Origin of the sequence: Limnothrix sp. FACHB-406 (assembly GCF_014698235.1) — a bacterium.
Lineage (GTDB): Bacteria > Cyanobacteriota > Cyanobacteriia > CACIAM-69d > CACIAM-69d > CACIAM-69d.
The window spans coordinates 225,213-240,348 of the sequence record NZ_JACJSP010000003.1; the positions used below are offsets into that span (position 1 = coordinate 225,213).

11 protein-coding genes are annotated in these 15,136 nt (G+C 53.5%); 4 read left to right on the forward strand and 7 right to left on the reverse strand.

The annotated features are described in order from the left end of the window. Window positions 1-78: 78 nt before the first annotated feature. Window positions 79-1,035: a quinolinate synthase NadA gene (gene nadA, locus H6G53_RS04515; RefSeq protein ID WP_099532482.1), complete on the forward strand. Its 957-nt coding sequence runs from the start codon at window positions 79-81 to the stop codon at window positions 1,033-1,035. A gap of 128 nt (window positions 1,036-1,163) precedes the next feature. On the opposite strand, the gene H6G53_RS18655 is transcribed toward nadA, so the two are convergent. Next, window positions 1,164-2,219, reverse strand: coding sequence for a septal ring lytic transglycosylase RlpA family protein (locus tag H6G53_RS18655; RefSeq protein WP_190531092.1), 1,056 nt, complete (start codon window positions 2,217-2,219; stop codon window positions 1,164-1,166). A gap of 317 nt (window positions 2,220-2,536) precedes the next feature. Then, window positions 2,537-2,929 (reverse strand): hypothetical protein, encoded by a 393-nt coding sequence (locus H6G53_RS04525; RefSeq protein ID WP_190531094.1) that lies wholly within the window; start codon window positions 2,927-2,929, stop codon window positions 2,537-2,539. A gap of 365 nt (window positions 2,930-3,294) precedes the next feature. Between H6G53_RS04525 and purM the strand changes: the two genes are divergently transcribed. The 3 genes from purM (at window position 3,295) to H6G53_RS04540 (ending at window position 6,867) form a co-directional block, all read left to right on the forward strand. Further along, window positions 3,295-4,323, forward strand: coding sequence for a phosphoribosylformylglycinamidine cyclo-ligase (gene purM, locus H6G53_RS04530; RefSeq protein ID WP_190531096.1), 1,029 nt, complete (start codon window positions 3,295-3,297; stop codon window positions 4,321-4,323). 137 nt (window positions 4,324-4,460) lie between these two features. Next, the gene (lgt, locus tag H6G53_RS04535) at window positions 4,461-5,297 is read left to right on the forward strand and encodes a prolipoprotein diacylglyceryl transferase (RefSeq protein ID WP_190531294.1); all 837 of its coding nucleotides are present in this window, start codon (window positions 4,461-4,463) and stop codon (window positions 5,295-5,297) included. A gap of 205 nt (window positions 5,298-5,502) precedes the next feature. After that, on the forward strand, window positions 5,503-6,867 hold the full coding sequence (locus H6G53_RS04540; RefSeq protein ID WP_242030736.1) for an esterase-like activity of phytase family protein: 1,365 nt from the start codon (window positions 5,503-5,505) through the stop codon (window positions 6,865-6,867). A 65-nt stretch (window positions 6,868-6,932) separates the two neighbouring features. Here H6G53_RS04540 and H6G53_RS04545 read toward each other — a convergent pair whose 3' ends face one another. The 5 genes from H6G53_RS04545 to H6G53_RS04565 form a co-directional block, all read right to left on the reverse strand. Next, window positions 6,933-8,015 (reverse strand): hypothetical protein, encoded by a 1,083-nt coding sequence (locus H6G53_RS04545; protein ID WP_190531098.1) that lies wholly within the window; start codon window positions 8,013-8,015, stop codon window positions 6,933-6,935. A 20-nt stretch (window positions 8,016-8,035) separates the two neighbouring features. Beyond that, window positions 8,036-11,602 carry a DNA polymerase III subunit alpha gene (locus tag H6G53_RS04550; protein WP_190531100.1) on the reverse strand — a complete coding sequence of 1,189 codons (3,567 nt, stop codon included), beginning with the start codon at window positions 11,600-11,602 and terminating at the stop codon, window positions 8,036-8,038. An 86-nt stretch (window positions 11,603-11,688) separates the two neighbouring features. After that, window positions 11,689-12,762, reverse strand: a complete 1,074-nt coding sequence (gene cheB, locus H6G53_RS04555; protein WP_190531102.1) for a chemotaxis-specific protein-glutamate methyltransferase CheB — start codon at window positions 12,760-12,762, stop codon at window positions 11,689-11,691. A 225-nt stretch (window positions 12,763-12,987) separates the two neighbouring features. After that, a complete protein-coding gene (gene holA, locus H6G53_RS04560; protein WP_190530077.1) occupies window positions 12,988-13,971 on the reverse strand; it encodes a DNA polymerase III subunit delta in 984 nt (327 codons plus the stop codon). Window positions 13,972-14,029: 58 nt separating this feature from the next. Then, the gene (locus H6G53_RS04565) at window positions 14,030-15,025 is read right to left on the reverse strand and encodes an aspartate carbamoyltransferase catalytic subunit (protein ID WP_099532479.1); all 996 of its coding nucleotides are present in this window, start codon (window positions 15,023-15,025) and stop codon (window positions 14,030-14,032) included. Between the last annotated feature and the right edge of the window lie 111 nt (window positions 15,026-15,136).

Consider the following 15,136-nt stretch of genomic DNA (forward strand, 5'->3'; position numbering starts at 1 on the left):
CCGGCAGAGGGGCTGGGTGTATATTTTGGTGAAAAGTACTATAATTGCCATACTTCACCCGCCTATCTTCATACTGCCGTGTTTGCAGCCGCGCTCGATCGCCCCACCGCCGTTCCTCACGATCTTTTTGCTGCCATTCGCGACCTCAAGCGCGAACTCAACGCCGTCATTTTGGCCCACTATTACCAAGAATCGGAAATTCAAGATATTGCCGACTATATTGGCGATTCGTTGGGTCTCTCCCAGCAGGCAGCCCAAACCGATGCGGATGTGATCGTGTTTGCGGGAGTTCATTTCATGGCAGAAACAGCCAAAATTCTGAACCCCCACAAGCAGGTGTTGTTACCGGATTTAGAAGCGGGCTGTTCTTTGGCGGACAGTTGCCCGGCGAGTGAATTTGCCGCTTTCAAGGCTCGCCATCCCGATCATTTGGTGATTAGTTACATCAATTGCACCGCTGAAATTAAGGCCCTGAGTGACATTATTTGCACCAGTTCCAATGCGGTCAAAATTGTGCAACAAATTCCCCCAGAACAACCCATTATCTTTGCGCCCGATCGCAACTTAGGCCGCTACGTGATGCAACAAACGGGTCGCGAGATGGTGCTTTGGGATGGTAGTTGCATTGTCCATGAAACCTTTTCGGAACAAAAATTGGTGCAACTTCAGGTTCAATATCCTGAGGCGGAAGTGATTGCCCATCCTGAATGTGAACCGCCCCTGCTGCGCCATGCCAGTTTCATTGGTTCCACCACGGCCTTGCTCAACCATGTGCAGCGGAGCGATCGGGCGGCGTTTATTGTGGCCACGGAACCTGGAATTTTGCACCAAATGCAAAAGGCAGAACCCCAAAAGCAATTCATCCCCGCGCCACCCGAGGGCAATTGTGCTTGTAATGAATGCCCACACATGCGGCTGAATACTTTAGAAAAGCTCTATTTCTGCATGAAGACGCGATCGCCTGAAATCACAATGGATGAGTCCGTGCGATCAGCCGCTCTCCAGCCCATTCAACGAATGCTGGCGATGAGTTAGTAGCGGTTGATTTCTAAACCAGTCATGCAAAAAGGGGCTAATTCTTAAAGAACTAGCCCCCCTGTTTCGGAAAACCGAAGATTAAGGTTTTACGAGCAAGCTTTACGGGAAAGCTTTACAGGAAAATTCTACGGGTTAGGAACCGATGCCACATCACCCGGGAGAGCTTGCAGGACTTCCAACCGGACGGAAGCCACCCCGGAGCTGTACATGTCGATTTCGCGAGCAGCAGCCACCGACAGATCAACAATGCGGCCACGGGTGAAAGGCCCGCGATCGTTAATCCGCACAATCACCGATCGACCGTTGCGCAGGTTCGTGACCCGCACCAACGTGCCAAAAGGCAGGGTTCGGTGAGCAGCGGTGAGGGCGTTCTGGTTAAAACGCTCGCCGTTAGCCGTGCGGTTGCCGTGGAAACCGGGCCCATACCAGGAAGCCTGTCCCGTTTGGCTCGATCGCACCGCGTAGAGCACCCCGTTATGTCGCAGGCCATTAGCGTTGGGATTGCCCAGCGCATCATCGCCCGACTGGTTCGAGGCAGCCCGCATCCGCAACTGGCCGTTGTAAGCCAAGGGTTGAACATTTCCCAACTGACGGCGCAGGCGGTTGGCGACCTGCACTGCATCGGCTGAGTAGCTGGCAGTGGGTTGGGGGGCAAGGGTGGTTTGATCGATCGCAACCAGCGGCTGACCGCCCATCGTCACCCAATAGCGATTTTCGCGGTTGCTCCACTCGTAACGAATGGCCTGGGCATCCACGCCGTTGGCGTGGCGTTGGTCAATTTCGCGAGCGGTGGCGGTGGCCCGTTCCAGGGCGTTGGTGGTGCTGGCTTCGTCGTTGGCCAGGAAAGTTACCACGGGGATGTTGCGAACATAGAGCGTCACTGCTGGCCGGTTGCCCAGTTGGTGGGCATGAACCTTGGTGATTCCGTACAGTTGCGACCCGATCGCGGTGGGCTGTGGAATCGCAGCAGCGGCGCTGATGCGCGCGCCAGTCATTTCAGCGGCTGGCTGGAGGGCCAGGGTGGGAGCGGTTAACTCCGCTGCCAAGATGACTGAGGGGGTGGGCTGAGCTTGGGCCGGAATGGGTTGAATTTCTTCCCCAAGGGCGGGAGCTTCAGCACCGAAGGCGACGGCGGCCACCGAGGCAGCCAACAACGTCAGTTTTTGAATGGAATAATTCATGGCGTGGTGGGGTAAACGTCACGCGCGCCTCAAACTAGGTTCAGTGATCAGGCTCTGGCCGTCCGATGCTCACGAACATGCAATGGTCGAAGGGAAACGAAGTGGGAGCTAGTTGGAGTTAACTGACAAAAGACCACCGAGGGGCGATCGGGAAAGTTAGAGACGTTGGCGCAAAATGCACCGGAGCATCAACAGGTTTTGGAGTATCAGTTAATCGCCGGGGAACTCAGGGGGAGTTCATGGAGGTTAGTCAGGGGCGATCGAACTCGATATTGCAAAACCGGGAACCTAGGAGGTCTGTCGGTTGGTCATGCACCCTAGCAGAGCATCAACACAGCGGCTCCGAAGCAACCAAGCGTCCGTCTAAACTCCAGCGCAACATTCAGCACAGTGGAGATGGCGGCTTTGGTGAACTCGGAGGCTGGCCAATGCCGGAACCCAGTTAGCAATAGTTTCAAGGAACCAAAGCTGGGAACCAACGCTGCACAGGGCAACAACACAGTGGACAGAAAGCGATTGGCCGTGGCGATCGCAATCAATGGGTGGATAGCTGAATCGGCAAGATTTCCAACCGCTTCGCACTCTCCGGCAGTTGCCACCAAGGGTTTTGTTAAGAACCGCAAAGTTTTGACTGCAAGATTGACGTAGGTTACCACAGTCAACCGCAGCAGACCGCCTGATCCCCAGTGGCGGCGCTCTGGGTCTGGCATCGGTGGGGATCGCTCCCTGCTCGATCGCCATGGAAAACAAAGGATTTCAGCCCCTTAGGCTCGATCATCGTTTTAATAAAAATTTAAGATTTCCCGACCCCAAATTAGTTCCTTTGGGAGCGCCCACAGGACAGAATCGCAACTGGCTGAAGGCTGGGCTAAACGCTTGGAAGGCTGAAGGTTCATAGTGCTTGCGGCAACCTGAATGCTAAAATCCATGCCGTTCAGCGCCCCGCCCCCAACGATTTATTTCTCAAGGGTTATTTCTCAAGGGACTATTTCTTAAGGGATTACTTCTCAAGGGATTATTTCTCAAGGAAAGTCTCCCTCAGGAGCGGCGGGCGACTTCGAGAGGAACAGCAACCGTGGACTATCGGGAAGCAGGGGTCGATATTGAAGCGGGTCGCGCCTTTGTGGATCGCATTCGCGATCGCGTGCAACGCACCTTCCGTCCTGAGGTGCTTGGGGGACTGGGCGGCTTTGGCGGTTGTTTTGCGCTGCCCACGGGCTATCAGGAGCCGGTATTGGTTTCCGGAACCGATGGCGTGGGTACAAAGCTGGAAATTGCCCAAAAAACCGGTCAACACAACACCGTGGGCATTGATTTGGTGGCCATGTGCGTCAACGATGTGCTGACCTCTGGAGCCGAACCCCTCTTTTTCTTGGACTACATCGCCACGGGCAAACTGCGCCCGGAGGCTATGGCCGATGTGGTGGAAGGCATTGCGATCGGCTGTGAGCAGGCGGGTTGTGCTCTGCTGGGCGGCGAAACGGCCGAAATGCCGGGATTTTATAGCGAAGGAAAATATGATTTGGCGGGCTTTTGCGTGGGCATTGCCGAGCGCAGCCGCCTCCTGACCGGTGCTCAGGTGCAGGTGGGTGATGTGGCGATCGCCCTGCCCAGCTCAGGACTGCACAGCAATGGGTTTAGCCTGGTGCGCAAGGTAGTTGAACAGGCGGGCCTGACTTGGGGCGATCGAGTAGCAGGGCTGACGGGCGATCGCACCTTAGGTGAGCTGGTACTCACGCCCACCCAAATCTATGTTCAGCCCATTTTGAACTTGCTGAAGTCTGACCTGTCGATCCATGGCATGGCGCACATTACCGGTGGCGGACTGCCGGAGAACTTGCCGCGCACCTTGGGGCCGAACCAAGCCGTAGCGGTCGATCGCAACAGTTGGCAAATTCCCCCCCTGTTCCAGTGGTTGGCCCAAACGGGCGATGTGCCAACCGCGGCCATGTTCGATACCTTTAATATGGGCGTGGGCTTCGTGGTTTTGGTGCCTGCTGCTGAAGCTGCGGCTGCCTTGACGCAGTTCAACCAGGTGGGAATTGCTGCTTGGCAATTAGGCGAAGTGGTGGCAGGTAATGGCGAAATTCTAGGGCTGTTGTAATCAGGGCTGGTTCATTAGCTTTTTGGCTATTGTTGCCGATCTTTTCGCATTCTTCCTTCTGATTGGAAGCGGCTGAAAGGTGGTTTGGAAGAAGTTTTGATCCTGTCATTGCTGTTGCGTTTGAGAGAGCTGTTGTGCTGCCACTTGCCTTGCAATTCACTTCGCCAGGGCCCGTTTTTCTGAAATTTGGCCCCCTCATCATCCGCTGGTATGGACTCTTAATTGCGATCGCCCTGATGACGGGCGTGAGCCTATCTCAATGGCTGGCAACTAAGCGTCGAATTGATCGGGATTTGGTTGCCGATGTCTCCATTTGGTTGGTGTTAGCTGCCTTGCCGGCCGCTCGGATCTATTACGTGCTGTTTAATTGGTCAGCCTACGCAGCCCATCCAGAGCGGATCATCGCCATTTGGGAAGGCGGCATTGCAATTCATGGCGCTATTTTGGGTGGCTTGGCGGCATTGTTGCTGTTTTCTCGCCTCAACAAAATTCCCTTTTGGCAGTTGGTGGATGTCATTACGCCTTCGTTGATTTTGGGCCAAGCGATCGGGCGGTGGGGCAATTTCTTTAACTCCGAAGCTTTTGGGCGGCCAACGGATTTACCTTGGAAGCTTTATATTCCGCCCGATCGTCGCCCCTTGGGCTATGAAGGATTTGAGTATTTCCATCCCACATTTCTGTACGAATCGCTCTGGAATTTGGGAGTTTTCGGGTTATTAATGACCCTCTTTTTGCGGTTGCCTAATTTGCGACCCGGGACGATCGGTTGTGTTTATGCCGTGACCTATAGTTTAGGTCGAGTTTGGATTGAAGGTTTACGCACCGATAGTCTGATGTTTGGCCCCCTGCGCATGGCTCAGATGGTGAGTTTGACCGGGGTGATTTTGGGCGGTTTGGGTTTGTTTTGGCTCTATAAACTTCGTCGATCGCTGCCTGATGTGGTGAGCGTGGGTCACGAAGCTTCCAATGGTTAAGGCTCCATTTCAATAATCATCAGAGGTAACCCAGCAAACCAGGAATTAGGCTGAAAAATTAGGGCAATAACGCTCCCCAGTTCAGACCCCAAAATAGAGATCTTCAACGGCCAAAAATCAAAACCAAGCCAACTCAAAACCAAACTAACAAAGCTACAGAATTACCAGCCAAGTAAACCCGTTTCCTTGATCGTTGGAGATCGCCATGCACAGCAGCCCACCCGATCGCAACTTCTTGGAACCTTGGTTCCGATCCCTATCCAAAATAACCAGGCTCGATGGCTTCGGCTGGCATTCTGGACTGCAAGCGATCGGCAAGGGACGCTTGGCCCATCGCGGTCTGGCCTTGCTCATCTGTTTTGGATTGATGGTGGGCGGCTGTGGATTGCCCCAAGTTAGTGCAGAGTCTCGGTTGCTATTGCCATTGTCCGTTGATTTTTTGGGGGCCTATTTGTTGCCCACTCAACAGATCATGGACACGCCCGTGGGAGGGCTTTCGGCCTTAGCATACGATCGCCAAACCGATCAATTTCTGGCCCTTTCTGACGATCGCTCTAACTTAGCTCCCGCAAGGTTCTATACGCTCAAAATTTCCTGGCGATCGACCGACAATCCTAATCCTTCTGGGGCCTCTATTTCTGATCAAAATTCAGCGCCTTCATCGGTCAAAGCAGGGCAGACTATCGATCGCGTGACGGTTGAAAGTGTCACCATTTTACGAGATGAATCGGGTGAGCCTTTTGCGGCAGGAGAAATTGATCCTGAAGGGTTAGCAATTACCCCACGAAATACGGTTTTAATTTCCAGCGAAGGCGACGTAAAACAGGGCATTCCGCCCATGATTCGCGAGTTTGATCGCAAAACGGGCATGGCCACGCGATCGCCCCTGCCCTTGCCCAGTCGCTATCTACCTGGCAACGCGGCGGACGGTTCGCCCCAAGGAATTCGCGATAATTTGGGTTTTGAGGCGCTGGGCATTGTGCCCGTGGGAGCAAATCCCTCCCCTGTAGAGCCGTTTCGGGCGTTCACAGCCACCGAAGAAAACCTGGCCCAAGATTTGGAGCCGAAACCCGAGCAAGCCGAGGGCGATCGCCCCACGATTCCGCCCCGATCGCGCATTTTACATTTCAGTTTGGGCGACGGGCCCCCATTTCCCATTTCTGAGCATTTGTACGAAATGGATCCGGCCAGCAGCACCGCCATTAGTAACGGTTTGGTGGATTTGATGCCCCTCGATCAAGGCGGACATTTCCTCAGTTTGGAGCGCACCTTTGACCCCCTAGAAGGCTTTGGAGCCAAACTCTTTCAGGTGGAATTAGGAACCGCCACAGACACCTCCAGCTATGCCAATTTGCGGGGGGCTTTACCCGATGTGAAACCCGCTTATAAAAAACTACTGCTGGACTTTAAAACCCTGGGCATCCCGATCGATAACTTGGAAGGATTGGCCCTTGGCCCCCAGTTACCAGACGGTCGCCAAAGCATCATTTTGGTGAGTGACAATAACTTTCGAGAAGCCCAAGTGACCCAGTTTATCTTGTTGGCACTGGATGGTTTTAAGGCTCAGTAAAAGGCTCAGTAAAAGGCTCAGTAAGCAGTTAGCTGAGTACTGAATTCGTGGAGCAAGCCATCAAATCATCCATTAGGAAAATTGTTGGCTGCATAGGAAACCACTTTGGGCTGAAATTGTACTAAGTGCAGGTTATTCAGCAAGTCTCGACTGTTGTACTGTCCCCAATGTTCAATTTCCAGAAAGTTGGCCCATGATAGCGCCGGTTTATAGACCCGAAAATAGCGCATGAGGTGGAGCGAAGCAGCACTTTCCAAGGGGCCAATAAACTGATTGCTGGGTTGCCCAAAGTCCACTGTCGAAGCCCAAAGGGTCATTTGCGATCGGGTCAGAAAAAAGCAACCCGCATGGGGATTTCCCGCTCGTTGGAATTGGATCGGTTGACCGAGAAACTGGCCAACCAAAACGCGCCGCTCAGTGAAATGGTGGGCAAATCCCGGATTTTGGCCAGTTTTGCTTTCAAAGTCTGGATCAACATAGACCTTGTGATAGTTCGCGTGATAGTTCGCTGAATGATGGCTTTCTGGATGATTGCTGCCTAGTACATCAGGATGGGTTGAGCTGACCAAATGCGAGGTAGATGAGTCAGAGCATTCACCGATTTCATCGGTTGCCCAAGAACCGGTTGCTAAAGAATTATTGAGCCATGGATTTGACCATTCAAAACGATGGGGCTGCAAGATGGCAGTCTCGCCTAGGAGTGACTGAAACCATTGTTGTTTCAGAAAAAATAGGGGATCACGAATGGTTAAATCATCTTCCAAATAACAATAATAGTCATAATTTTCCGAGAGCCGATCGCCCAAAACTCGCTGGCAATAAAACCCCAACTCCCGATCGGGACAATTCAGGGCAATATGCTGAAAAAGATGGCGACTGACGGGCAATTGTGACAACAAATGGCGATCGCCCGTTGTGCAAAGCAGGATATTTAGTTCACAACTTGTCCATTGGTTCACCTGTTGAATTTGTAGTCCCTGTTGGGGCTGATCTTGGAAGGCAATTTGGCGAGCATTAAAAAGGCTATGCAGTGCCTGAATTCCCTGGCTGAGGGCAGCAATTCGCGGCCGGGGATCGCGCCTGGCGGAACCATATTTCCCATCAGCGTCAGGATGAAAAAAGTGCGGAATCGCCACCAAAATTCGCATTTTATAAAACCCTCTCAACCCTAGGATGCACTGACCAAGGCCATCGATCGGGCAGCGAATCCCGCGTTGGAAAGCGCGTGGGTGACGGCTCCTGGATCGCGCACCCGGAATTGGGGGCCAAACCGCACTAATTCACGGCGGCCATCCTCCCCGCGCACAATGGCAATCACGGGTGTTTTGGCATCATCCCCCGCCCAATTCAGCAGCAAGGTTCGTAACTGGTGTTGTTGTTCAATGTTGCCGGCCAAATCGGCAGAAATCTCGATTGTTAACAGTTGAATTTGGTCAACAGGTTCCGCATCTTCAATGATGAATTGGGGTTGATCATCACGGCGATCGACCTTGCCCCAAATCATCAACTGTCGATCGGGCTGAATCAGTGGGTGAATTCGCTCATAGGCCCGGGGAAACACAATCGCCTCCGCCTGAGCCGTCAGATCTTCAATTTGCACTATGGCCATTCGATCGCCCTTTTTGGTCACCACCGGCTTCACGGAATTCAACATCACAATGGCGCTGACCGTTGCCTTGTCATCGGGTCGCTCGCCCAGTTCTGACAGGTTCATGGGAGCCAACAACCGAGAGGGTTTTTGAATATCCTTCAAGGGATGATCGGAAATATAAAATCCGAGTAATTCCTTCTCCAAATTCAACCGTTCCTGTTTGGGATAATCTTCCATCGGTTGCGCTTTGGGAGCCAAATCCAACACATTGTCTGGCGTTTTGGCATGGCTTGCGGATTCCAGTCCCATGGACAAATCAAACAGATTGCCCTGGCCGCTGGCTCGATCCTTGGCCCGGCTATGGGCCCAGTCGATAATTAACTCCAAATCAGCCATCGATTGACGGCGATTAGCCTGCAAGCAGTCCAATGCACCGCACTGCACCAATGCTTCCAAGGCCCGCCGGTTAACCGATCGCAAGTCAATTCGATCGCACAAATCAGCCAAAGATTTAAAGGAACCACCTTCCGATCGCGCCTGCAATAAACACTCGATCGCCCCCAATCCCAAGTTCCGAACTGCGCCTAAGCCAAACAGAATTTTGCCCCGTTTTCCTGATGCATCCTTGAGCGGTGTGAAGTCCACATCCGATCGATTAATATCCGGTGGCTCCACATCAATCCCCAGGCGCAAACAGCTGGCAATATACATTTGCACCTTATCCCGATCGTCGCTGTTGGAAGTCAGCAACGCCGCCATATATTCAACGGGATAATTGGCTTTCAAATAAGCCGTTTGGTAGGTCACATAGCCATAGGCTGCCGAGTGGGATTTGTTAAAGCAATATTCCGCAAACTTCACCATCTGGTCAAACAAACTTTCGGCAATTTTGCTCTTGATGCCATTGCGTGCGGCCCCATCGACAAAAATGCTTTGGTGTTTTTCCATTTCCTCCTTTTTCTTTTTCCCCATGGCCCGTCGCAGCAGATCCGCTTCACCCAAGGTATAGCCCCCCAACTCTTGGGCCACCTTCATGATCTGTTCTTGGAACACCAAAACCCCATAGGTCTCGTTCAAAATGGGTTCCAACATTTCGTGGTCATAGGCGATCGCCTCTCGACCGTGTTTCCGGTTAATAAACTGTGGAATCAGACCAGCATCAAGGGGGCCTGGTCGATAGAGGGCCAAAATTGAAGAAATATCAGCCAAATTGGACGGTTTCAAATCCCGCACCACCTGGCGCATTCCGGAAGATTCCAACTGAAAGATCCCTTCCAAATCGCCACTTGCCAGCAGTTTGTAAGCATTGGGATCATCTTCCGGCACACTGTCAATATCAATGGTTTTGCCACTGGTACGCTCAATGAGGTCAATGGTTTTTTGGATCATCGTTAGGTTTTTCAGACCCAAAAAGTCCATCTTCAGCAATCCAACGGCCTCAATATCTTCCATGTAATATTGAGTGATCACTGAGCCATCATTGTTCCGTTGCAGCGGCACGATTTCATCCAGGGGATCTGCGGAAATGACCACGCCGGCCGCATGAACCCCAAAGGTTTTGTTCGTGCCTTCAATCCGCATCGCCATATCTAGCCAGCGGCGATAGGTCACCCCCGGTAGCGCGCCGGGAACCTGCTCATCTTTGTCATATTTTTCCTTAAATTCGGGGGCAGGCGTTTCATTGGAAACCATCACTTTCAACTTGGCCGGCTTGCCCCGCGAAACGGGAATCATTTTCGCCATTCGATCGGCTTCCCCGTAGGGAATATCCAACACCCGCGCCACATCCTTCAACACGGCTTTGGAGGTCATCCGGTTGAAGGTAATAATTTGCGCTACCCGATCGGTTCCATATTTTTGGGTGACGTAATCAATTACTTGATCTCGTTTTTCAATGCAGAAATCTGTATCCACATCGGGCATGGATTTCCGTTCTGGGTTCAAGAATCGCTCAAACAGTAAGCCATGGTGTACTGGGTCAATGTTGGTAATGCCGAGGCTATAGGCAACTAGGGAACCGGCAGCGCTGCCCCGACCGGGACCCACGGGAATATTGTGATCGCGAGCAAATTTGATGTAGTCCCAAACTACGAGGAAATAGGCCGAAAAGCCCATGCGTTGCAACATTTCCAGTTCGTAGGTTTGGCGTTCCACATATTCAGGATGTCGATCGATCAATTCCTGTCGAGAGGCCAAACCCAAGCGTTGACAAAGGCCTTGCCAAGCCACTTCTTCCACGTAGGTGTCAGCGGTGTGACCGGGAGGAACCGGAAAGTCGGGAATCCGGGGTTGACCCAAGATGTTGTAATCTTCAATTTTTGCAGACACCTTGAGGGTGTTATTAATGGCCTCTTGAATCACATCATCGGTGAGGTGATCGCGGAACAGTTGGGCCATTTCTTCGGCCGATTTCAGATATTCCGTGCCGCTGTAGCGCAGTCGTTTATCTTCTGTAATTAGTTTGCCGGTTTGGATGCAAAGCAATGCGTCGTGGGCTTCCACATCAAAACAGGAAATGAAGTGTGAGTCGTTGGTGGCAATCAGTTGAATATCGAATTGGCGGGCTAGCCGAACCAAGGCCACATTTACCACTCGATCTTCCTGGGAGCCGTGGTCTTGCAGTTCTAAATAAAAATCATCGGCAAAAATTTCTTTGTACCATTGGGCAACCCGTTCCGCCACGTCAAAACGCCCGGCCAAGATGGCTTGGGGAATTTCGCCCCCTAAGCAAGCACTGGTGACGATTAGACCTTCGCGATGGGTTTCTAGTAGTTCTTTATTAATACAAGGACGGGCAAAAATGCCTTTTCCGCGCACCCCTTGCAGGTTGGAAACGGTGGTTAATTTAACGAGATTTTTATAGCCCTGTTTATTTTTCGCCAGGACAACTTGGTGATATTTCGGTAATTTTCGTTTGTCATCAAGGCTGCCGTTGATGACATACATTTCATTGCCAATGATCGGGCGAATGGGTTTGCCGCGACAAACTTTCAGCAGTTCGATCGCCCCATACATGACTCCGTGATCCGTCAGGGCGATCGCGGGCATGCCCAATTCCATGGCCCGATCAATCAAGGCGGGCAGTTGACTCGCCCCATCGAGCAGGCTGTAATCGCTGTGGATGTGGAGACCAACAAAGGACATGGCAGGAGAACTCGATCGAACCGATGGATGATGCGCTCTCCATTGTGGCCTATCGGGTTCCCGGACGCGAGTGCCTGCGGGGTTAATCAGCCGGAACGGGCCAGGCTGCCGCTGCGTTCCACCAAATGCAGGGCGATCGAGCTGAGGGGAAGCACCTGTTTGGCCGCGCCCAGCTCGATCGCCGCTCGGGGCATTCCAAACACCACGGAACTGGCCTCATCTTGGGCGATCGTCCAGCCGCCCGCTTGGGACAGTTCCAGCAGGCCCTTTGCGCCGTCGTTGCCCATGCCCGTCAGTAAAATCCCGATCGCCCGTTTGCCAAAGACCCGAGCCATGGCGCGAAAGGTGGCTGTCACCGAAGGGCAATGGCCATCCACCGGCTCCGTGCGAAAGGTGACGAACCGCCCTTGCAGATCAAACTCCAATTGGTGACCTTCCGGCGGAAAGTAAATCACGCCCTGCTGCGGGGTTTGGCCCGCTTGGGCAATTTGAATCGACAGCGCGCAATTGAGGCTGAGCCAATCCAGCAATCCCCGCAAGAAGCCCGTGCTGATATGTTGCACGCAAACCAGCGGCAGGGGAAAACGCGATGGTAATTGGCTCAAAATCTCCCGCAGGGCCTGGGGGCCGCCCGTGGAAGCGCCGATCGCCCCGATCGCCCGTTCGATCGCTGGCCCTTGCACCAGCACCGACGGCAGCGCGATCGTGGGTGACGGCGAGGGGGATAGCGATCGCCGCAGCTTGAAAACCTTCACCCCCGCCAGCACCCGAATCTTGGCCACTAACTGGGCCGCCACTTGAGCATATTGTTCCGGCGAACTTATCACCGGTTTGGGGAACACATCCACCGCACCCGCCTCCAGCAACTCAAACACCGTGCGCCGATCGTCTTCGCGAACGGAGTTGCTGATTACCAAAATGGGCCGGGGCGATCGCCCCATCACCTCGCGGGTCAATTCCAGCCCATTCATGCGCGGCATATGCAAATCCGTGCAAATCACGTCGGGATAGGTCGTTTCCAGCAGTTCCAACCCCTCCAGCCCCGTGCGGGCCGTGCCCACCACTTGCAGCGCACCGGTACTCTCGATCGCCCGCCGCAGGAGCCGGATGGCAATTTCGGAATCTTCAACCAACAGCACTCGGATGGGGGGTGGAGCCACTGGTATTCCCTGCCTGAAATTTTGGTGCTGCAAATCGGGAGGCAATTAATCTTTGTCTGATTTTTTGTCCTATGCCTATTGTCGCAAATTTCTGGGGGTTTGAAGCTAAAACCAGCAAGGATTTAATCCATTAGCCGATCCATTAGCCGACCATTTGCTGATTATTTTTTGAGATTCTGATCCTGTTCGAGCCATTGCTTTTTTTAAAGAAAATGATTCTGCTGCTTAGTTTTTTTGGAACAGCAAACAGAGTTCAATCGCCTTAGATTGCAGCGTTTCGATCGGGTCGCTGCCCCGCTTCAGGAGGGTTTCCTGCTCCAAGAGAAGCTGGAGGCTTTTTTGAAGTGCTTTGAGTCCCATAGGTTGCACTTCTTTCTTAATGAAAAAAAGTCGCTTGGGGTTGCCCAAATCTGCCGCCTTGGCAATCACCAAATCATCCCGCTCGCCCCGATCAAGCATCAGCTTCACCCACAGCCACAGCCGAAACTGGGTGACCAGAGAAGCATGAATTCGCAAAGGATTTTCATTCCGCGCGATCAAATCCGCAATCAGCTTCAAAGCTTGGGAAATTTGCCCCAGGGAAATGGCCTTCGCCAGCTCCAAACTGCTTTGGGTGGAAACGGAAACGAGGTGGTGAATATCTTCCTTGGCGATCGGGCGATCGCCCACAAATAATTGCAGCTTTTCCAGCTCGCTATAGAGTTGGCGCGTGTTATTGCCCACCGCATTCACCAACAATTCCGCCGCTTCGGGTTTAATTTTCACTTTCATCGCTTGGGCGGCCCGTTTCACCTGTTGCAACAGCTCCTCCGTTTTCCAGGGAGGAATCGGGGAAAATTCCTGAATTTCGGTGTTTTTGGCCTTCTGGAGCAATTTAGTGGACTTGAGGCGGCCATCGGGCTTTTGGCGGGAGGTGAGCAGCAAAATGGCATTGTCGGGAATTTGGGGCAGGGTGCGTTCCAGCTCTCGCAACCAATCGTCGGGACAGCGCTGGGCCAAGGCCGTTTCCGCCAGCCACACCAGCCGATCGCCCGCACCAAAGGGAGGAGTCACCGCCTGGGCCAGAGCTGCCAGCAGGCCATCCTCGCGATCGGGCGGGATTTTTTCAAAATTAAAGCTTTCCCAAGCCGCATCCACACGCGATCGCAACGGGTCGATCGCCCGCTGCATCGCAAAATCATCCTCACCCCAAAACCAATAAACCGGCATTTCGTTAAACGGTGGCGAACTCGCCCTCGGATGCTTGACTGGAGAATGGGCTAATGGGTTAGCCTTTGCCGCCCCCGATCAGGTAAAGCAACGCCATGCGCACCGCAATGCCGCTGGTCACCTGATCCGGAACCAAGCTCAGGGCCGGGTCATCCATCACATCGGAAGCCAACTCTACGCCGCGATTCGTGGGGCCCGGGTGCAACACCCGCACTTGGGGCTGACAGAGCCGCAGTCGATCGCGCGTAATGCCATAGCGTTGGTGATATTCCCGCAAGCTGGGCAGCAGGTGTTGGCTCATCCGTTCCTGTTGCAACCGCAAAGTCATCACAAAGTCCGCATCGGCCAAGGCCGGCTCCAGTTGCCAATGAATTTGGAGGGGCGATCGATCGGCCGTTGGCGGCAAAAATTGGGCAAATTCCCGAGGTAGCAGGGTTGGCGGCCCGGCCAAATGCACGGCTGCCCCGGCGGCCGTCAGGCTCCACAGATTCGATCGAGCCACCCGTGAGTGCAAAATATCGCCCACGATCGCCACCTTTTTGCCCCGCAAGTCCCCGATCGACGGTTTTTGGGGATTCAACACCTGGCAGATGGAAAACAGATCCAACAATCCCTGGGAAGGGTGTTCGTGTTGGCCGTCCCCCGCATTCAGCACACTCACCCCGGACTGCAGCCGATCCATCTCCGCCGCGATCGACTGGGGCACGCCGGCCTGCTTGTGCCGGATCACCATAATGTCTGTCCCCATGGCCAAATAGGTTTTGGCCGTGTCTAGGATCGTCTCTCCCTTGGTGAGCGAAGAGGATCCCGGCGCAAAGTTGAGAATATCCGCTGATAGGCGCTTGGCCGCCAGCTCAAAACTGCTGCGGGTGCGGGTCGAGGGTTCAAAAAACAGGTTGGTGACCACTTGCCCCTGAAGGGTGGGCACTTTTTTGGTGCGACGGGACAACACCTCGCGAAAACTAGCGGCGGTGGTCAACACGGTGTCGTAGTCTTCGCGCGAGAACTCCGCCAACGATAAGACGTGGCGGTGCGTCCAGCTTGCAGTGGTCATGGGGCGAGGGGAAATGCGGGCCAGCAATCCATTGAAGCGCAAATGCAGCGCAAACGGGTGCGCTGGTGGAGGGGATTTGACTGGGCGATCGAATCAGGGGCCGATTAATCG

What these genes read in the sequence shown, in the direction of transcription:
- H6G53_RS18655 (WP_190531092.1), bottom strand. Translation starts at nt 2,219, where the DNA reads ATGAATTATTCCATTCAAAAACTGACGTTGTTGGCTGCCTCGGTGGCC.
- H6G53_RS04525 (WP_190531094.1), bottom strand. Translation starts at nt 2,929, where the DNA reads ATGCCAGACCCAGAGCGCCGCCACTGGGGATCAGGCGGTCTGCTGCGG.
- H6G53_RS04540 (WP_242030736.1), top strand. Translation starts at nt 5,503, where the DNA reads ATGCACAGCAGCCCACCCGATCGCAACTTCTTGGAACCTTGGTTCCGA.
- H6G53_RS04545 (WP_190531098.1), bottom strand. Translation starts at nt 8,015, where the DNA reads ATGCGAATTTTGGTGGCGATTCCGCACTTTTTTCATCCTGACGCTGAT.
- H6G53_RS04550 (WP_190531100.1), bottom strand. Translation starts at nt 11,602, where the DNA reads ATGTCCTTTGTTGGTCTCCACATCCACAGCGATTACAGCCTGCTCGAT.
- holA (WP_190530077.1), bottom strand. Translation starts at nt 13,971, where the DNA reads ATGCCGGTTTATTGGTTTTGGGGTGAGGATGATTTTGCGATGCAGCGG.
- H6G53_RS04565 (WP_099532479.1), bottom strand. Translation starts at nt 15,025, where the DNA reads ATGACCACTGCAAGCTGGACGCACCGCCACGTCTTATCGTTGGCGGAG.